Source organism: Bordetella ansorpii (assembly GCF_900078315.1).
Taxonomy (GTDB): domain Bacteria; phylum Pseudomonadota; class Gammaproteobacteria; order Burkholderiales; family Burkholderiaceae_B; genus Bordetella; species Bordetella ansorpii.
Genome location: NZ_FKBS01000025.1, coordinates 728,687 through 746,226 on the forward strand (window position 1 = coordinate 728,687; position 17,540 = coordinate 746,226).

Annotated in this window: 16 protein-coding genes; 8 read left to right on the forward strand and 8 right to left on the reverse strand. The window is 67.3% G+C overall.

Translation table 11 applies throughout. The features are described from left to right. The first annotated feature begins 41 nt into the window (after positions 1-41). The gene (locus A7W11_RS20970; protein ID WP_066418582.1) at positions 42-515 is read left to right on the forward strand and encodes a hypothetical protein; all 474 of its coding nucleotides are present in this window, start codon (positions 42-44) and stop codon (positions 513-515) included. Here A7W11_RS20970 and A7W11_RS20975 read toward each other — a convergent pair. Genes A7W11_RS20975 through A7W11_RS20985 form a run of 3 tightly spaced genes read right to left on the reverse strand, consistent with a single transcriptional unit; the run spans position 484 to position 6,271 of the window. Beyond that, positions 484-1,647 carry a formylglycine-generating enzyme family protein gene (locus A7W11_RS20975; protein ID WP_082887400.1) on the reverse strand — a complete coding sequence of 388 codons (1,164 nt, stop codon included), beginning with the start codon at positions 1,645-1,647 and terminating at the stop codon, positions 484-486. The two genes, A7W11_RS20970 and A7W11_RS20975, sit on opposite strands and share 32 nt — an antisense overlap. Further along, positions 1,634-3,892, reverse strand: a complete 2,259-nt coding sequence (locus A7W11_RS20980) for a sulfatase-like hydrolase/transferase (protein ID WP_066418585.1) — start codon at positions 3,890-3,892, stop codon at positions 1,634-1,636. The genes A7W11_RS20975 and A7W11_RS20980 overlap by 14 nt, the downstream gene beginning before the upstream one ends. Before the next feature lie 9 nt (positions 3,893-3,901). Then, positions 3,902-6,271 carry a sulfatase-like hydrolase/transferase gene (locus A7W11_RS20985; RefSeq protein WP_066418587.1) on the reverse strand — a complete coding sequence of 790 codons (2,370 nt, stop codon included), beginning with the start codon at positions 6,269-6,271 and terminating at the stop codon, positions 3,902-3,904. A 134-nt stretch (positions 6,272-6,405) separates the two neighbouring features. Here A7W11_RS20985 and A7W11_RS20990 point away from each other — a divergent pair, with 134 nt between their 5' ends. Both A7W11_RS20990 and A7W11_RS20995 read left to right on the forward strand, forming a co-directional pair. Beyond that, positions 6,406-7,110 (forward strand): response regulator, encoded by a 705-nt coding sequence (locus A7W11_RS20990; RefSeq protein ID WP_235816933.1) that lies wholly within the window; start codon positions 6,406-6,408, stop codon positions 7,108-7,110. Beyond that, positions 7,107-8,930, forward strand: coding sequence for a sensor histidine kinase (locus tag A7W11_RS20995; protein ID WP_066418590.1), 1,824 nt, complete (start codon positions 7,107-7,109; stop codon positions 8,928-8,930). Before A7W11_RS20990 ends, A7W11_RS20995 begins: the two co-directional genes overlap by 4 nt. A 30-nt stretch (positions 8,931-8,960) precedes the next feature. On the opposite strand, the gene A7W11_RS21000 is transcribed toward A7W11_RS20995, so the two are convergent. Together A7W11_RS21000 and A7W11_RS21005 are read right to left on the reverse strand one after the other, a co-directional pair. Continuing rightward, positions 8,961-9,983, reverse strand: coding sequence for an amino acid ABC transporter substrate-binding protein (locus tag A7W11_RS21000; protein WP_066418597.1), 1,023 nt, complete (start codon positions 9,981-9,983; stop codon positions 8,961-8,963). Between the two features lie 136 nt (positions 9,984-10,119). After that, a complete protein-coding gene (locus tag A7W11_RS21005) occupies positions 10,120-11,358 on the reverse strand; it encodes an aminotransferase-like domain-containing protein (RefSeq protein WP_066418600.1) in 1,239 nt (412 codons plus the stop codon). A gap of 186 nt (positions 11,359-11,544) precedes the next feature. On the opposite strand from A7W11_RS21005, the gene A7W11_RS21010 reads away from it, so the two are divergent. Then, on the forward strand, positions 11,545-12,267 hold the full coding sequence (locus A7W11_RS21010; RefSeq protein WP_066418611.1) for a YggS family pyridoxal phosphate-dependent enzyme: 723 nt from the start codon (positions 11,545-11,547) through the stop codon (positions 12,265-12,267). Between the two features lie 158 nt (positions 12,268-12,425). Next, the gene (locus A7W11_RS21015; protein ID WP_066418614.1) at positions 12,426-13,391 is read left to right on the forward strand and encodes a Bug family tripartite tricarboxylate transporter substrate binding protein; all 966 of its coding nucleotides are present in this window, start codon (positions 12,426-12,428) and stop codon (positions 13,389-13,391) included. A gap of 121 nt (positions 13,392-13,512) precedes the next feature. On the opposite strand, the gene A7W11_RS21020 is transcribed toward A7W11_RS21015, so the two are convergent. Together A7W11_RS21020 and A7W11_RS21025 are read right to left on the reverse strand one after the other, a co-directional pair. Then, the gene (locus A7W11_RS21020; protein ID WP_066418620.1) at positions 13,513-14,034 is read right to left on the reverse strand and encodes a copper chaperone PCu(A)C; all 522 of its coding nucleotides are present in this window, start codon (positions 14,032-14,034) and stop codon (positions 13,513-13,515) included. 47 nt (positions 14,035-14,081) lie between these two features. Beyond that, on the reverse strand, positions 14,082-14,978 hold the full coding sequence (locus A7W11_RS21025) for a LysR family transcriptional regulator ArgP (protein WP_066418629.1): 897 nt from the start codon (positions 14,976-14,978) through the stop codon (positions 14,082-14,084). Between the two features lie 136 nt (positions 14,979-15,114). On the opposite strand from A7W11_RS21025, the gene A7W11_RS21030 reads away from it, so the two are divergent. The 3 genes from A7W11_RS21030 to A7W11_RS27625 all read left to right on the forward strand — a co-directional run bounded on the left by A7W11_RS21030 (position 15,115) and on the right by A7W11_RS27625 (position 16,722). Then, the gene (locus tag A7W11_RS21030) at positions 15,115-15,744 is read left to right on the forward strand and encodes a LysE/ArgO family amino acid transporter (RefSeq protein WP_066418632.1); all 630 of its coding nucleotides are present in this window, start codon (positions 15,115-15,117) and stop codon (positions 15,742-15,744) included. Between the two features lie 239 nt (positions 15,745-15,983). Continuing rightward, positions 15,984-16,319 carry a type II toxin-antitoxin system Phd/YefM family antitoxin gene (locus A7W11_RS21035; protein ID WP_066418634.1) on the forward strand — a complete coding sequence of 112 codons (336 nt, stop codon included), beginning with the start codon at positions 15,984-15,986 and terminating at the stop codon, positions 16,317-16,319. Then, complete coding sequence (locus A7W11_RS27625) at positions 16,312-16,722, forward strand: type II toxin-antitoxin system RelE/ParE family toxin (RefSeq protein WP_082887402.1); 411 nt, start codon at positions 16,312-16,314, stop codon at positions 16,720-16,722. The genes A7W11_RS21035 and A7W11_RS27625 overlap by 8 nt, the downstream gene beginning before the upstream one ends. A gap of 87 nt (positions 16,723-16,809) precedes the next feature. On the opposite strand, the gene A7W11_RS21040 is transcribed toward A7W11_RS27625, so the two are convergent. After that, complete coding sequence (locus A7W11_RS21040; protein ID WP_066418636.1) at positions 16,810-17,511, reverse strand: Crp/Fnr family transcriptional regulator; 702 nt, start codon at positions 17,509-17,511, stop codon at positions 16,810-16,812. Positions 17,512-17,540 lie beyond the last annotated feature (29 nt).

The following is a 17,540-nucleotide window of genomic DNA, read 5'->3' on the forward strand; positions in this document are numbered from 1 at the left end:
CCCTGCGGCCTGTTTTACGCGACGAGGAACCCGCCCGCATCATGACCGACGCGTCATCCGCCCCCAGCAACCTGGAACACGCAGCGCTGCTCAACGAAATCGGCCCGCTCCCGCTTTCCGGCCAGGCTTGGCCCGATTGGGTACGCATCCTGGCCTGGATCGTGCTGGCCACCGTTGGCGTGCAAGCCATCAGCGCCGCCATCCGCATGCCCCAGGAGCATGCCAACTGGTTCATGGCGGGCTTCGTGGCGCTGTGCTTCCTGGCCCTGGGATTCGTGTCCCTGTACATGCAGACCTCCGTCACCACCATCGACGAAAACGGCCTGCACCAAAGCTGGATCCGGCCACGCGACATTGCCTGGCAGGACATCCACTTCGCCCGGTTCATTCCGTTGCTGTTCTCGAAACGACTGGTGGTGTTCCCGCACCGAGGCCGCCCCGTGGTGTTCCAGGGCGGCACGCGGGAGCTGCAGGCGGCGTTCGTCAAGATTTCGGCGTTGTACCGCCCGGTATAGACGGGGGCGGCGCAGCGTCCTGCACCAGCCGGAAGCCCAGGTGCGACATCGGGCTGTCAGGATCGGCGCCGCGCCGTGCGCTGGGACGGTATGACGTGCAGAAATTCTCGTTGCACAGGAACGAACCGCCCCGTATGACGCGCCGCGGCGCGTTGGCCGGCACCCCGGGATCGGTCGGGTCGTAGCTGTCGGAGGGGCCGGCGGGATTGTCGATCGCCCCGCCCTTTGCCAACTTGCCGGCCTGCCGTGCGAAGTAATCGGCGCGATACCAGTCGGCCACCCACTGCCAGGCGTTGCCGGTCATGTCGTACAGGCCATAGGCGTTTTCAGGGAACGTCTTGACGGGCTGCGTGCCCGGCGCCCCGACCTTGGCATCGGCAGGCATCACGGGAAAGGCCCCTTGGCCCGCATCCCAGTAGTTGGCCATCTTCTTGCCGCCGGGCGCCAGCTCGTCGCCCCAGACATAGTTGGCCTGCTCCAGTCCGCCGCGCGCGGCGAACTCCCATTCGGCCTCGGTCGGCAGGCGCTTGCCCGCCCACTTGGCATACGCCTGGGCATCCTCGTAGCTGACCTGCACCACGGGGTGACTGCCCTTGTCGGAGATGTCGCTGGCGGGGCCTTGCGGACGGCGCCAGTTCGCACCGGGCACGAAACTCCACCATTTCCAGTATTCGTCCAGCCGCACCGGCGCACTGGCCCCGGTGAACACCATGCCGCCGGGCACCAACGCGCTATCCGGCGGACGGGGCGTGCCAGGCGGCAATTGCACACGCACGGTATCCCAGTCGGGCTTGCGTTCGGCGGTGGTCACATAGCCGGTCTGCCGCACGAACTCGGCGAACTGGTCGTTGGTGACGTCGGCCACGTCCATCCAGAAACCGCGTACCCGGACAGAATGGGCGGGACGTTCGTTGGCCACGGCGAGCTTGCTGTCGCTGCCCATCAGGAAGGCGCCGCCCGGCACCCAGGCCATGTCCCTGGGCGTGTCGACGCCGTTGCCCAGGATGGGGCGGACCGCGATGGCGGGCGGCGTGGCCGGCGTGGACACGGCTCGGGCGGTGAGCCAGCCCGCGGCCCCGAGAATGATCAGCGCGGCGGCGCCGGCCAGCCGCTTCTTGTCAATAGCGCGCATGGCTTTTCGGGCAGGTCACGTTCATGTTCCGCTGCACGACGGAGAGGTCGTCAGCGTCGGTCTTGCCGTCGTACAGGGCACCCGCCGGGAAGTCATAGACACTGGACTTTCCCCAATCCTGGATGAGGCGCACGGCGTTGTCGACGTCGGTGGAATCGACCACGCCGTCCTTGTTGCCGTCGCCCGGACATTCGGGCTCGGACGCCAATATCTCGTCCATCCTGGCCGTCAACGTATCGTAGGCGCTCTGCTGCGACGCGCTGAGCGTGCCAGCCAGCAGGTTGTTGGAGGAGGGATCCTCGATCTTGGGGGCGCCAGGGGCCTCGTCCACCTCGTAGAACTCGTTGGTGGACACGGTCTTGCTGGTGTCGTTGACCGAGTCATAGTCGACCAGGGTGGTGCGCACGACCTTGTAATCGTCGTCACGGATGCCCACCGAACTTTGGGTCAGCACCGTGATCAGCGGACTGGCGGCATCGTTCTTGTAGATGGCCTGGTTGGCCTCCCAGCATCGCGTATAGCCCGCCCCGCCATTGGGCACGACGCTGGCGTCGGTGTAGCCCGCCCCCCACCAGACGCCACCATTGTCCTCGCAGACGCTCTTGGAGACGGGAATCTGCGTGCAGGTGCCCCCCGTGCCATTGCTGGCATCGCGGTTGATCACGCAGGGCGAGTTCGTCGCACCGTTGGCCTGCAGGTTCAGGTCGGCCTGCGTGAAGTTGAGGGTGCGCACGCTGGCCTGGCCGGGATTGGACAGGTACGGCAGCATCGGCGCGGAATCGATGGTGCGGGGCACGTTGCCGGGCACGTCCAGGCCCGCCAGTTCGCCGAACAGCTGGAACAGGTCGACCGTATTGGTCATGTGCGCCACTTCGCGGCCCGGCTGCGCCACTTTCGGGCCAGCCACGATCAGCGGCACCCAGACGCCGGTCTGGTACGACGTCCCCTTGGCCAGCGACTGGTTGAACGGCGCCTTCACCGTGTAGCCCAGCGTGCCGTTGTCGCCCACGATCACGATCATCGTATTGCTGGCCTTCGGATCGTAGGCCAGCGAGCCATCGTCATTGCGCGTGGCCAGGCCGGTCTCGACCATCAGGCGTCCGAACTCGGTGTCCATGGCCTCGGTCATCTGGTTCTGGATGATGCGTCCGGCGGCGTTGCTGGTGCAATCCAGCGTGTCGATCACGTCGCCCCCGGCACCCGCGCCGGTACGCGGCGCCAGCGCCCCGGGCGCCTGCTGCCAGGGGGTATGCGCCGCCGAGTAGCTGACGGTAGCCATCCACGGCTGGTCCGCCGGACGCGACTTGATCCACCGGATGGCGGCGTCGGTCTCGATCGTGGTGCGATAGCCTCGCGCCCGCGCATCGGTCAGCGGCACCTCCTCGACCTTGCCGTCGGAGACGATCACCAAAGGCGACACGTAGTAGGCGTTCTCCTGGCTGAAGTTCAGGCCGGCGGGCGCGCTGGCGCCGCATGCCTGCCCGCTGGCGAACACGCCGCCCTGGGTCAGGCACTGCAGGCCCGGCGCGTCGCGGGTCAGCGTGGCGGCGGGCACGCTCTGGCAGGTGCCGTCGGCGTGATAGCAGGCGCCGCCGATACGGCTCTGGTCGAAGCCGCAGACCTTGCTGCCCTGCGCATGGGCACCGCCCGCGGTGGTGTCGATCGAACCGGGCAGGCCGCCGATCCAGCCGTAGAAGTAATCCCAACCCAGTTGGGCCGGCGTCGAATTGCCGGCCTGGTTGTTCTCCGGCCCGGCCAGATGGAACTTGCCGAACATGCCGCTGACGTATCCCGCCTGCTTGAGCAGCTTGGGCGCGGTCTGGTCATAGGGGCTGATCTGCGAGTTGGCCAGGTCATTGGGGCCGATGGCCTGATAGACATGGGTGCGCAGCGGGTAGCGGCCGACGAAGAAGGCAGCCCGCCCCGGCGAGCATTCCGGCATCGACCAGGTGTTGCGGAATTTGATCCCGGCCTGCGAGATGGCGTCGATGTTCGGCATGGGCGGCGGCGTGGCGCCGCCATAGCCGAAGCTCGACATCTGGTCGATGCCCACGTCGTCCATGATGACGAAAAGAATGTTGGGCTTCGCGTTTGCCACCGGCGGCGTCGTGGGGGTGTCGGCGGACGAGTCGCCGCTGTCCTTGCCGCCGCAGGCAGCCAGGCAGGCGGCGGCAAGGACAGCGAGGCCCAGGCGCACGGCGCGGGAGGATCGTCGGACAGGCTTGGAAAAAAGGAAGCAGGTCATCAGTGTCGCCTAGCTGTTATGGCAGGTTCTGCCCAGGTTGTTCTGGATGATCTGGCGGTCGGCCTCGTCGGTCTTGCCGTCGTGGTTCAGGTCGTACCAGCTCGAATTGCCGTTGTTCAACTTGCTCAGTTCCAGCCAGTTGTCCAGGTCTTTCCGGTCCACCACCATGTCGCGGTTGCCGTCGCCCGGGCAATTGACGCTGTCATAGTCGCGGTTGTAGCGGGCCACGGCGTCGTGCCGATCCATCTCGGTCTCGAGCGCGGCATAGATCTGCCGCTGCGCGGCGCTCAGGGTCGAGGTATCGAGAGGCGCGGGCGCCAGCGCCAATTGGCTGCCCTCCTTGTCCAGCACGGGATCGGGCGTGGCCGTATCGGTCTGGTAGAGCTCGTCGGTGACGTCGTAACCCGTGGCGCTGTAGCGGTAGTCCTTGGGATCGGCGGCCGCGCCCATGGCAGGCTCGCACTGGTTGCGGGTCTGGCGCACCAGCTTGTAGGTGCCGTCGGTGACGGCCTTGGTGGCGGTGGGCAGGAAGGTGGTCGTCTCGCCCAGGTCCAGCCGATACGCCTGCACCTGGCAGCAATTGCGGAATCCCTCGGCCGGCAGGCCGCTGGTGTCGCTGGACAGGTTGTCTCCATACCAGATGCCGCCCTGGGCCAGGCACACGCCCTTCTGCGGGAAAAGCGTGGTGCAGACGTTACCGGCGGCAGGAACCACGCAGGGAGATTCGTTGCCTTCCGACCCGATCGCCTTCAGGTTGGTGCCCATCTCGGTGAAGTTGGTACTGCGGATCGCGGCTTGTTGCGCGCTGGTCAGGTACGCCAGCATGGGTTGCGCGTCCAGCGGGCGGCCCGCCACGACGCCCGTGTTCGCGTCGGCGCCCGCGACGTCGGCGAACAGGCGGTACAGGTCGACCGAACCCACCATGTGCGGCACTTCGCGTCCCGGCGAGGCGACCATCGGGCCGGCCACCAGCAGCGGCACCCAGACGCCGGTCTGGTAGGGCGAAGCCTTGGCGCGCGTCGGATCGAACTTGCCGGGCGAGGTGAACTTGACGCTGTTCACGTAGGTACCGTTGTCGCCCACGATGACCACGAGGGTGTTGGTCCGCGCGGGCTGGTAGTTCAGCGTACCGTCGTCGTGGTACGTGGCCAGCTTCAAGCCGACCAGCAGGTCACCGATCTTGCGGTCCACGGCCTCGATCATCAGGTTGGTGATGAGGTGGTCGTCCACGACGGCGGCGGCCTGCGCCAGGTTCGGCAAGCCTTCGGCCTCGGCCCGCGGCGAGCAGACGAGGTCGTCGTTGCGGCCCGGCGTGCCTTCGGCGATCAGCGCCACTGGCGGCACCTGCAGGGGCGCGTGGATGGCCGCATAGCCCACCGTCATCATCCAGGGCTGGCCGGAAGGCTGCCGCGCGGCCCAGTCGATGGCACGCTGGGTCTCCAGGATGCTGCGGTAGCCGCGCGAGGACGCCTCGGAGGCCGGGGCGACGCGGCCATTGCCGTCGGCGGTGCTCGTGACCCAGCGGCCCGTGTAGTAGCCGTTCTGTGCCGAGAAGTCGATGTAGCTGGGCGCAGTGGCCCGGCAGGATTGGTTCGGATCCAGGATGCCGCCGCGCTCCATGCAGGTGCGGCCCGGCGTGGTGACGTCCCCGCCGATCGACATCTGCATGCAGGTGCCGCCAGCGAAATAGCACGCGCCGGAATCGGCACCGTTGGCGGCGTCGATACGGGTGGTCGGAACGAAGCCGCAGGTATACGGACCGCTATCGACGTCGGCGCCCTTGCTCGCCAGGCCCGCGCGGGTGTCGATGTTGTAGGGCGCGCCGTCCAGGAAGCCGTCGAAATAGTCCCAGCCCAGCTTCCACATGCTGTCATAGCCGAACGGCAGGCTGACCGCGCCGTTCAGGTCCGACCCCGTCAGGTGCATCTTGCCGATCAGGGCGCTGGCATAGCCCTGGGTCTTCAACAGCCTGGGCAACGTCGCCTCATAGGGCGAGACCGCGGAATTGGCCAGATCGGTGGCCACCAGCGCGTTCAGCACATTGTTCTGCGAGGGATAGCGCCCTGTGAAGAACGTGGCCCGCGTAGGGGTGCAATCGGGCATGGCCCAAGCGTTGCGGAACTGCACGCCCGCCCGAGCGATGGCGGTCAGGTTGGGCGTGCGGGCGGGCGCAACGCCGCCGTAACCGTAGGATGCCATCTGGTCCACGCCCAGGTCATCCAGCACGATGAAAAGAATGTTGGGCTTGGCCGATGCCGCGGGCTCGGGCGGACCGCCGTCGCTGGCCGAGTTGCGATCGGAACACGCGATCAGCAGCGCGAAAGCCGGCGCCATGAATGCCATCAGGAAAAGCCGGGACTTTCTTGCGGCCGCGGACATGGAATCCTTTTCATCGTGACGGACGGGATGACAAGCCATCCTGCCCATGACAAACTTGAAAGGTAACAATGTTAAACGCCGGTTCGACGCCGGCCCATACCATGAAAAGGGTAGGCCCGATGGACTGCGGCACCGTGCGCACTCGTACCGACAGCGCTCCCGGCAGCCCCGCCACGCGCTGCCGCACGCTGTTACTCGAAGACGACGAATCACTGCGCCTGCGCTTCACGGCGATCCTGTCGGAATGGGCGGACGGCCATCTGGTGGCGGCCTGCGGCACGCTCGGCGAGGCCATGGCCGTCCTGGACAGCGAGCCCATCGACCTGCTGATCGCCGACCTGTGCCTGCCGGACGGCCACGGCATCCAGGCCATCCGTCGGCTGCGAGCGCTGCGCCCCCAGGCCGAGGCCATGGTGATCTCGGCGCTGGCCGACAGCGAGATCGTGATCGCGGCCATCGAGGCGGGCGCCACAGGCTATCTGCTCAAGGACATCGACGCCCTCGAACTGATCGAAGCCATCGAGGAACTGCGCGCCGGCCGTTCGCCGATTTCCTCGTCGATCGCACGCGTCATCGTGCGGCGCCTGGGCGAGCGCGGCCAGCCCGCGCCAGTCCCGCCTGGACCTCGCGTCCAACAGGCCGCCGTGCTGACGCCACGCGAAATGGACATCCTGCGCGGTATCGCCAAGGGCCTGACCTACGCCGAAGTGGCCGAACAGCTCGGCCTGTCGCGCCAGACCGTACCCGTACACATCAAGAACATCTATCGCAAGCTGCAGGTCGGCAACCGGTCCGAGGCCGTCTTCGAGGCCTCGCGCCTGGGCTTGATATGGCTATGATCCAACGATGGTTCGGCGCCCTGCTGGCCGTGCTGGCAGCGGTGATCGCCAGCGCCCCGCTGTGGCTGACGTTGCCCGAGCCCTCCGCTGCCCTGAGGATCGGCCACGCCACGTTCTCCAAGGAGGACGAGCCACCCCGGCAAATCGGCCTGCCCCACGCGCAGGATCGCCCGCGCGCCCAGGGCCGCTACCGCATGGCCTTCGAACTGGCCGACGCGCCCGCCCAGCCGCTCTATCTGTTCATTCCCATGCTCAGCTACCGTGCGGTGATCGCACTGGATGGCGATACGGTGCAGGACACCGGGACGGACTCGCTGATCCCGGGCATCACGCTGGGTGTTTCAGCGCTGGTGCCATTGTCGGGCCGCCACCTGGCTGCGGGTCGCCACGAAATCGACATCCTGCTCGAAGCCCCCGGCATCACGCCCGGCTATCTGTCGGCCTTGTATGTGGGGACCGCACAGCAGGTCGCGCCGTATTACCGCATGCGGATCTTTCTGTTCGAGCACACGCGCATGATGGTGCTGGCCTGCCAGTTGCTGCTGGCCATCGCGACACTTATGGCCTGGCTGTACCGGCCCCAGGAGTCCCTGTACGGCTGGCTGTTCCTGCTGCATGGCGTTTCCACGGTCTCGTACGTGGGACTCCTGCGCGACGTGATACCGGACGTGTTCGACTGGCTACCCTATGCTCTCATGGTCAACATGTCGAGCATGTTCATCCTTCACGTCATCGCGCTGAAGATCAACGGCACCAAGCCGCCGTTATGGCTGTGCGCCAGCGTGGCGGCCGTGCCCGGCGCCGGTCTGCTCGTCATGGCATCGGGCGCGGCGCCCGCCAGCGCCATGGCGGTCGGCGTGGCGGCCATCATGGTGACCTCGCCGCTGATCACGGCAGCCATCTCGGCCTGGGGTGCGCTGGTGAAGAAAGTGCGTGAAGCCTGGCTGCTGCTGCTGCCTCTCTGCTTCTTCTCGCTGGCCACGCTGCACGATGGCGCGATCATCGCCGGCGCGCTGGACGGTCCGATCCTGCTTTCGCTGTACTACCGGCAACTGCTGATCGTGGCGATCGCGGTGATCCTGATGCGCCGCCTGGGCCGCAGCCTGATGCGCGTGGACGGCGCCAACGCCCTGCTGAAACGGCGGCTGGCCGAGCGCGAGGCCGAACTGCGCCGCCTGCACGACCAAGAGCGCAACGAAGCGGTCTGCCGCGTGCGAAGCAAAGAGCGCCACCGGCTGACAATGGACCTGCACGATGGGCTCAGTGGCCACCTGGCGTCGATCATCGCGCAGGCCGAACGAGGACGCTCCGCCGACATCGAGCGCACCGCGCGCGAAGCGCTCGATGACTTGCGCCTGGTGATTCACTCCATGGACATCGGCGACCGCGAACTCGTGGCGGCGCTGTCGGGCCTGCGCGAACGGCTCGAACCCCAACTCAAGCGTCTGGGCGTAGCGCTGGAATGGTCGATGATGCGGCTGCCCGACATTGCGGGCGTCACCCCTACGCATGCGCTGCACGTGATGCGCATCGTGCAGGAAGCCGTCACCAACGCGGTACGCCACGGCCCCGCCTCGTGCATCTCGGTGCGTGGCGACGCCGGCCAGCAGGGCGCCGCGCGCATCGTCATCGAAAACGACGGCATCCCGAGCGCGGGCACGGGCCAGGGCGGGGCGGGCGTGCGCAACATGGACCGACGCGCGGCCATCCTGGGCGGCGCCGTGAGCATCGAGGCGCGGACGACCGGCACACGGGTCACGCTGACGTTGCCCCGACGGCTGTCCGACGCCCCGACCGATGCCGGCCTGGCCGTGGACTGACCGCGGTCGCCGGCTATTGCCGCAGACTCATCAGCGGATCGGCAGCGCGTACATCAGGCCGCCGTCGGTCCACTGCTTGTTCAAACCGCGCGGAATCTTCAACGAACTGCCCTGCCCCACGTTGCGCTCGAAGCTCTCGCCGTAGTTGCCCACCTGCTTGATGATGTTGAACGCCCACTTTTCGTCCAGGCCCAGGTTCCTGCCGGCGCCGGGGGTGACGCCCAGGATGCGGCGCACATTCGGGTTCTCGCTCTTGAGCTGTTCGTCGACGTTGGCCGAGGTGACGCCGTATTCCTCGGCTTCGATCATGGCCGACAGCGACCAGCGCACCACGTTCAGCCAGGCATCGTCGCCCTGGCGCACGAAGGGGCCCAGCGGCTCCTTGGAGATGATCTCGGGCAGCACGACGTAGTCATCGGGCTTCTGCAGTTTCGAGATGCGGATGGACGCCAGGCCGGATGCGTCCGTGCTGAACACATCGCAGCGGCCCGAGGCGAAGGCGCTGACCACGGCGTCGAAAGTCTCGATCACCACGGGCTTGTACGTGACCTTGTTGGCGCGCGCCCAGTCGGCCAGCGTGTTCTCGTTGGACGTGCCGGTCTGCAGGCAGATGGACGCGCCGTTCAGTTCCTTGGCGCTCTTCACGCCCAGCGACTTGGGCACCAGGAAACCCTGGCCATCGTAGAAATTGACGCCCGCGTGGATGATGCCCAGGGCGGTGTCACGTTGCTGCGTGACGGTGGTGTTGCGCGTCAGCACGTCGATCTCGCCCGATTGCAGGGCGGTGAAGCGCTGCTGCGAATTCAGCGGCACGATCTTGATCTTGGAAGCATCGCCGAACACGGCGGCGGCGACCGCGCGGCACAGGTCGACGTCCAGGCCCTTCCACGTGCCCTTGTCGTCGGGCGCCGAGAACCCGGCAAAGCCGGTGGTGGTGCCGCAAGTGACGGCGCCGCGCTGCTTGACCACGTCCAGCGTGGCGGCCTGAGTGCCGAACGCGCCGACTGCCAGGGCCGTACCCAGCAAGACCTGTGCCGTTTTCAGGATATTCATGTTGCTTCTCCTTCGGTAGGCGGGCCGGATGGCGCCGCCGCGATGCAAGAAGCTTAGCGACAGTGGGCCGCGCCGCCAAATTTCCCTGGCAGGGTTGCTTATATCCAGGAGCGGGGCCAGCGGCCCACCGCGGGCCTCAGGGCAGCACGATCGAGGTCGGTTCGCCGGCCTCGCAGGCCTGCATGGCCAGGCCCAGGCGTTGGATGCCCAGGGCGATCTGTTCCTCGTTCATGGTGGCGAACGACATGCGCATGGCGTGGCGGTCGGCGCCGGCCTCGTCGGCGTAGAACGCCTTGCCCGGCACGTAGACCACTTCCTTCTCGATGGCGTAGGGCAACAGGCGCGTGGCGTCGATCTCGCCGGTCAGGCGCGCCCAGAAGAACATGCCGCCCTCGGGCTTGATGAATTCGATGTGGCCGGCCATCTCGCGCTCCAGCGCCCGGGCCATGGCGTCGCAGCGCTTGCCATAGGCCTCGCGGATGCGCGGCACGTGCACGGCATAGCGGTCGTTGGCCAGGTACTGGGCGACGATTTCCTGGATCCAGGCCGGGCAGGCCATGTCGTCGGCGGCCTTGGCGGCCACGCAGCGGCGGCGCACCTCGGCGGGCGCGACCAGCCAGCCGGTGCGCAGCCCGGGCGCCATGGTCTTGGACATGCTGGAGATGTACACGGCGCGGTTGCGCTGCTCACCCTCGGCCAGCGCCATGATGGGCGGAATCATCTCTCCGGCGAAACGCAGTTCGCCATAGGGATCGTCCTCGACGATCAGGAACTCGTGCTTGGCCGCCAGCTCGAGCAGGCGCTGCCGCTGCGCGCGCGCCAGCGTGGCGCCGCACGGGTTCGAGAACGAGGCCACCACGCTGACGATCTTGGGCTTGACCCGGCCTGCCAGCTCGTCCAGCGCATCCACGTCGATGCCCAGCGGACCGGACGGCACGGTATGCACCGTGGCGCCGGTGTACGACAGCGCGTTCACCGTGTTGGGGAAGGCCGGGTTCTCGACGATGGCGTGATCGCCGTGCTGCAGCATCACGCGCGCCACCAGGGCCATGGCCTGCTGCGATCCGCCGGTGACGGCCAGTTCGGTATCGGCATCGCACGCCACGCCACGCTGTCCGGACAGGCGTGCGAGCTGGTGGCGCAGGCTGGCCTGGCCGTCGATGTTGGAATACTGCAGGCAGGAGCCCAGGCGCGCCAGCACCTGGGTGGAGGCTTCGCTCAGCCCTTCGATGTCGAACAATTCTTGCGCGGGATAGCCGCCGGCCAGCGATACCGTGCCCGGGCGCAGCGCGTAAGGCATCAGGGAACGGATCGGGGGGATGTACTGCTGCTGGAAAGGGACGGCGAAGGGATATTGCGGCGCTGCGGCGGACATGGTGGGCGGCGAAGAAAGGTAGGGCGCGCGGAACGGGCACGCGGGCCGGAAGAAGGAAGTTTAGATATAGATGAATTGCGGCCGATTCTATGCCTGTGCCCAGGCAGGGTCAACGCGGGCGCGCCTTGGTGGGATAATCGGGGAACGAGCCCTCGGGGCACCCTCGTTTCTGGTGGCAGCACATCCATGAGCACCTCTTTTGCGACCTCCATGGCCGGCCGTCTGGCCGCGATCCGCGCGCGCATGGCCGCCGCCTGCGAGCGGGCCGGGCGTCCCGCCGACAGCGTGGCGCTGCTGCCCGTCAGCAAGACCTTCGACGCCGACGCGGTGCGCGAGGCCGCCTCGCTGGGGCTGCACCGCTTCGGCGAGAACAAGACGCAGGAGATCCGCCAGAAGGCCGGCCCGCTGGCCGACCTGGGCCTGCACTGGGTGATGATCGGCCATCTGCAGACCAACAAGGCCAAGGACGCGGCGCGCGATGCCTTCGAGGTGCAATCGCTGGACCGCCTGGAACTGGCCGAGGCCTTGCAGCGCCGGCTGGAACCCGAGGGCCGTACGCTGGACGTGCTGGTGCAGGTGAAGACCTCGCCCGAGCCCAGCAAGTTCGGTCTGGAGCCCAACGAACTGCCCGCCCTGCTGCGCGCCGTGGCGCGCGACTGTCCCGCGCTGCGCGTGCAGGGGCTGATGACGCTGGCAGTGAATTCCGACGACCCGCGGGCCGTGCGCGCCTGCTTCGCGCGGCTGCGCCAACTGCGCGACCAGTTGCGCGGCGACGGCATCGAGGGCGTGTCCCTGGACCGCCTGTCCATGGGCATGAGCGGCGACTTCGAGCTGGCCATCGAGGAAGGTTCGACCGAGATCCGCATCGGCAGCGCGCTGTTCGGCGCGCGGGACTACGGCGCGGCGTAGCCCCTCCCCCTTGGCAGCGCTGTCCACGGCGCGAGGCATCGCGTGGCGCCCAGTCGCCGCGCGCCCCGCGGCGGCGCATAATGGCGGCCTGCGCGAGACGGCCCAAGCCGTCCGCCGATAACGATTCATCATTCCAATCCCGCACGAGGAGACACCCCATGCGCACCTTTGCGAGGCGCCTGCTGGCGCTTGCCGCCCTGTCGTTCGCCACTGCCGCCGGCGCGCAGCAATGGCCTACCCAACCGATCCGCTGGATCGTGCCCTACCCCGCCGGCGGCGGCGCCGACGTGGTGGCGCGCACCGTCGCCAGCGGCATGGAAAAGCCGCTGGGCCAGACCATCGTCGTCGAGAACCGGCCGGGCGCGGCCACCATCGTGGGCGCCACCGCCATCGCGGGCGCCGAACCCAATGGCTACATGATCGGCACGGCCGACACGGGCACGCTGGCCTTCAATCCCTCGCTGTACGCCAAGCTGTCCTACGACCCCACCAAGTTCACCTACATCGGCGGCATTGCGCGCTTCCCGCTACTGCTGGCGGTGCGCGCCGACTCGCCTTTCAAGTCGGTGGACGACGTGGTGCGGGCCGCGCGCAAGACGCCGGGCAAACTGACGGCCGCCTCGGCCGGCGCGGGCTCGCCGCACCACCTGGCGCTGGAACTGTTCAAGCAGCGCGCCAACGTGGACATGCTGCACGTGCCCTACAAGGGCGCCGCGCCCGCCATCCAGGACCTGCTGGGCGGACAAGTAGACATGATGTTCATCGACCTGGCGGCCGGCCTGCCCAACGTAAAGGCGGGCAAGCTGCGCGTGCTGGCCTCGGCCACTCCCGAGCGCGTGTCGGCCCTGCCCGATGCGCCCACCATGGCCGAGGCCGGCGTGGCCGATTTCACGGCTTACGCCTGGCAAGGACTGGTGGGTCCGGCGGGCCTGCCTGACAACGTGGTGCAGAAGCTGTCCGCGCAACTGGAGGCCACGATGAAGTCGCCCGAGATCGCGCAGAAGCTGGCCGACATGGGCGTGCAGCCGATGCCGATGGCGCCGAAGGACTTCTCGCGCTATGCCGCCGAGGAACGCGCCACGTGGGCGCAGGTCATCAAGAAGGCCGGCATCAAGCTGGAGTGATACGCAGCGTGGCCGGTATCGCGCCGGCCTGATGACGCGCGGCCACCCGCGGCGGCGGGGCGGGCCAGGCGACTCGTCCCGTCTTACCGACCTTGCACGACGCCGGGCCGCACAGACCGCCTCAGTGCTTCATGCCCTTCATGCCGCCCATGTCGTGGCCGCCCATGTCGTGGCCGCCCGAGCCAGCGGGGTGGTACGACAGCGGCTGCACCTTGAACCTCACCGCCACGTTGCCGGCCTTCTCGAAGGTCAGCGTGGCGGGCACGTCGGCGCCTTCCTTGAAGGCGCCCTTCACCTTCATGAACATGACGTGGTAGCCGCCCGGCGCGAACTTCACTTCGCCGCCCGCGGGCACTTCCACGCCGCCCTCGACCGCGCGCATGCGCGCCACGCCGTTCTCGTTGTCGATGGTATGCACTTCGATGCGTCCGGCCGCGTCGGACTTCACCGCCATCAGGCGGTCGGCAGCCTGGCCCGCGTTCCGGATAGTCAGGTAGCCGGCGCCGTTGGGCTGACCCGGCGCGGTGGCGCGCACCCACGGGTCGTCGACCTGGATCTGGCCGGCCTTGTCGCTGCCGGCCCAGGCGGTGGCGGCGGCGCACAGGCTCAGGGCAGCGGCCACGGCGAAATTGCGGATCGTCATGAGGAAGGGTCTCCGTCTTGTCAGGCCCGGCGTCATGCCGGGCGGGTTCAACGCCGCCGGACCAGCACACGGGCGGCCGCCAGGACCGCGTCGGTCAGGGCGTTCATCGCCTGCGAGTTTACCCGCCAATGCTGCCAGTAAAGCGGTACGTCTTCCCAGGCACGCGTGCGCAGCGGCACCAGCGTGCCGGCCTCGATCTCGGGCTGCACCAGCATCAGCGGATTCATGGTCCAGCCCAGGCCGCCGCGCGTGGCCTGCACGAAGGCCCGCGTGGACGGCAGCCACCACACCGGCGGCTGCCACGGGGCGCCCCGCATGATGCGGCGCGCGAAGCGCGCCTGCAGCGCGTCCTTGCGGTTGAACACCAGCACCGGCGCCTGCGCCAGCGTGCGCGCGCTGACGCCCTGCGAGAAGTGCCGCGCATGGAATTCCGGCGTGCAGGTGGCAACGTAGCGCATGCTGCCCAGCGCGTGGATGCGGCAGCCCTGGACGGGCTCGGACAGCGTGGTGACCGCGCCCAGCACCGAGCCATTGCGCAGCAGCGCGGCCGTGTGGTCCTGGTCTTCGGACAGCATGTCGAGCGTGGCATTGGCGCGCGCCGAAAAACGGATGGCCGCGTCGACGAACCAGGTCTCCAGGCTGTCGTGATTGACCGCCACCGGGATGCTGGCGCGCGGGGCCTCGTCGCCCACGCCCATGCGGCCCAGCGCGTCGTGTTCGAGCAAGGCAGTCTGCTCGGCCAGGTGCACCAGGATCTCGCCGTCCGGCGTGGCCCGCGCGGGCACGGTGCGCTGCACCAGCAACCGGCCCATGCGGTCTTCCAGCGTCTTGATGCGCTGGGATACCGCCGAGGGCGTGACGTGCAGGGCCGCCGCGGCGCGTTCGAAGCTGCCCTCGCGCACCACCGCCGCCAGCGCGCGCAGGTTTCCGTGATCGATCTGCATTAGATTAGCAATTCTTAATATGCATTAAGGAAATTAGCTGTATTTCACCACGGCGGACGGTCAGAATGCCGATCATGCAGGGCGCTTCATGTCGAGGCGACCGCGCAAAGCCACACCAGAAGAAGCCGAGTCCTCCATGCCGTTCACCGCCGCCCTTCCCCCCTTGTTCAGTGCCTGGCTCAGTGGCACCGCCACGGGCCTGGGGTTGTTCGCCGTGGTCGGCGCGCAAAGCGCCTACATCCTGCGGCAAGGCTTGATGCGCGCGCACCTGGGCAGCATCCTGGCGCTGTGCGCCCTGCTCGACGCCCTGTTCATCTTCAGCAGCGTGCTGGGTCTGCAGGTGCTGACCCACGCCGCACCGTGGCTGACCGAAGCCATGCTGGTGTGCGGCGTGGCCTTCCTGGGCTGGTATGCGCTGCAATCGGCGCGCCGGGCCCTGCGGGCAGGCAATGGCCTGCAAGCCGCCAGCAAGGGCGCCACCACGCGCCGCGCGGCGCTGCTCGGGGCGCTGGGCTTCACGCTGGTCAATCCGCACTTCTGGCTGGACATCGTGCTGGTGGGCACGCTTGCGCACAGCTTCGGCGATGCCCGCATGGCGTTCGCCAGTGGGGCGCTGACCGCCAGCGCCCTGTGGCTGGCCGTGCTCGGCCTGGGCGCCCGGCTGTGCGCGCCGCTATTGGCCAGCCCCCGCGCCTGGCGCGTGCTGGACGGCCTGATCGCGCTGGTCATGGCCACCCTGGCCGTGCGCCTGGCGATGACGTCGTAGGGAGAGCCATCCAGGCTGAATGCGACGGATTCTGGATATGTGCTGGAGAACAGTCGTGTATCGATGCATGGGCCCGTGGCAAAAACTGAAGCACGGTCCGGCGGTAGTGGCGGCGTATCCAGGCGGGGCATCGACGGCGGGATATCGCCGGCACAGAGACCTTTTTGCCTAATTGAGCAGCTCCTGCGAAAGGATTAAAATGCACAGGATTCTGTAATCTTTGATCGCCAGGAGCCGCCATGGGGTTTTCTACCAAAGACATCGTGCCATTCACCCAGGCACGCGCGAACCTCTCCGAATTGGCTGACCAGGCCAAGGCTGGCGCAGAAAAAATCATCACCAAGAACGGTGAAAGCTACGTGGCACTTATCGACGCGGATCGCCTGGACTATTACCACCGCCTGGAGCAGGAACGCATCCATCTGCTGCTGATCGAGGACGCCAGACGGGGACTGGCCGACATCGCCGCCGGGCGCACCGTTGCGGCGGACGATGCTCTTGCCGGCCTGCAGAAACGCAGAGCGGTAGCCGCCAACGAAACCTTGGCAAGAACGAAGTCGGTCAAACGTGGCTGATAAGCTTCACCATGTCGAACTGACCGAAAGTTTTCTTGAGCGCCTGGATGCCATCGAGACCTTCCTGACGGAAGCAGACGCCGCATTTGCCTTCGATGACCTGCTTGCGGAACTACGCGGTACGGTCATTCCAAACTTGAGACGCTTTCCGCGGATTGGCCGTCGATATCCGGACAATCCGCCGCAATCGGTCGAGGCATTGGCTCGGCTTTCCGCGCTGCCCGCTGGCGCATCAGTGGCACTGAGGGAATATGTGCATCGTGACTACCTGATGCTTTACATGGCGATAGATGCCGAATCCGTGGTGTATCTGCTGTCCATTCGCCATCATCGCCAGCTTTCATTCGTCCAGGGCGACGAAGACTATCGCGCTGCTGGTGAACATCGCTCGAAAGATCGATGATGCCGTATTCGTGCCCGACGCAGCGGATATCGAGCTTGCCCCTCACGTGTACAAGTCACTATCCGGCCGGTGGATTTCGCCTGAACATCACACCACCGCCGCATCCCGCAACACATCCGATCCATAGCGCTTCAAGCCGTCCAGATCGCGCACGCGCACCGCGCCGTATTCCACGGTCAGCAATCCTGCATCCTCGAGCTTGCGCAGCGCCTGGTTCACGCGCTGACGCGACACGCGCGCCAGGTAGCCGACCTCTTCCTGCGTGATGGCCAGGCGCATGCCCATGCCCGGATAAAGCAAGGGATTGAACAGCTCGGCCAGGCAGCGCGCCACGCGCGCATCGGGATCGAGCAGGCGGTCGTACTCGGCCTTGCCGATGAACTGCGCGACGCGCTCGTTCAGTTGATGCAGCAGATAGCGGTTGAAGGGAATGCTGTTGTCCAGCAACCAGTCGAAGGTGGCGGCGGGCAGGCGCGCGACGACGGAATCGCGCAGCGCCACCACGTCGTACTTGCGCACCTCGCGCTTGAGCAGTGAACCTTCGCCGATCCAGCCGCCAGCGGGCACGCCCGTGAGCGATGCGACCTTGCCGTCGGAGTTGCCCACCGACACGCGCACCAGGCCGGCCAGTACGCCGATCCATACCAGCGCGGGATCGCCCTTGCGTTCGATGATGGCGCCCACCTGCACCTGCTGCACGGCGATGTCGCGCTCGACGCGCGCCTGCTGGTTCGCGTCGAGGACACGGAACCAGGCGGCAGCCAATTGCAGGGAGTCGGCGATTTGCATGGGGAATACCCTTGATTGTCGTCGAATGT

What these genes read in the sequence shown, in the direction of transcription:
- A7W11_RS20970 (WP_066418582.1), top strand. Translation starts at nt 42, where the DNA reads ATGACCGACGCGTCATCCGCCCCCAGCAACCTGGAACACGCAGCGCTG.
- A7W11_RS20975 (WP_082887400.1), bottom strand. Translation starts at nt 1,647, where the DNA reads ATGCGCGCTATTGACAAGAAGCGGCTGGCCGGCGCCGCCGCGCTGATC.
- A7W11_RS20980 (WP_066418585.1), bottom strand. Translation starts at nt 3,892, where the DNA reads ATGACCTGCTTCCTTTTTTCCAAGCCTGTCCGACGATCCTCCCGCGCC.
- A7W11_RS20985 (WP_066418587.1), bottom strand. Translation starts at nt 6,271, where the DNA reads ATGTCCGCGGCCGCAAGAAAGTCCCGGCTTTTCCTGATGGCATTCATG.
- A7W11_RS20995 (WP_066418590.1), top strand. Translation starts at nt 7,107, where the DNA reads ATGATCCAACGATGGTTCGGCGCCCTGCTGGCCGTGCTGGCAGCGGTG.
- A7W11_RS21000 (WP_066418597.1), bottom strand. Translation starts at nt 9,983, where the DNA reads ATGAATATCCTGAAAACGGCACAGGTCTTGCTGGGTACGGCCCTGGCA.
- A7W11_RS21005 (WP_066418600.1), bottom strand. Translation starts at nt 11,358, where the DNA reads ATGTCCGCCGCAGCGCCGCAATATCCCTTCGCCGTCCCTTTCCAGCAG.
- A7W11_RS21010 (WP_066418611.1), top strand. Translation starts at nt 11,545, where the DNA reads ATGAGCACCTCTTTTGCGACCTCCATGGCCGGCCGTCTGGCCGCGATC.
- A7W11_RS21015 (WP_066418614.1), top strand. Translation starts at nt 12,426, where the DNA reads ATGCGCACCTTTGCGAGGCGCCTGCTGGCGCTTGCCGCCCTGTCGTTC.
- A7W11_RS21020 (WP_066418620.1), bottom strand. Translation starts at nt 14,034, where the DNA reads ATGACGATCCGCAATTTCGCCGTGGCCGCTGCCCTGAGCCTGTGCGCC.
- A7W11_RS21025 (WP_066418629.1), bottom strand. Translation starts at nt 14,978, where the DNA reads ATGCAGATCGATCACGGAAACCTGCGCGCGCTGGCGGCGGTGGTGCGC.
- A7W11_RS21030 (WP_066418632.1), top strand. Translation starts at nt 15,115, where the DNA reads ATGCCGTTCACCGCCGCCCTTCCCCCCTTGTTCAGTGCCTGGCTCAGT.
- A7W11_RS21035 (WP_066418634.1), top strand. Translation starts at nt 15,984, where the DNA reads ATGGGGTTTTCTACCAAAGACATCGTGCCATTCACCCAGGCACGCGCG.
- A7W11_RS21040 (WP_066418636.1), bottom strand. Translation starts at nt 17,511, where the DNA reads ATGCAAATCGCCGACTCCCTGCAATTGGCTGCCGCCTGGTTCCGTGTC.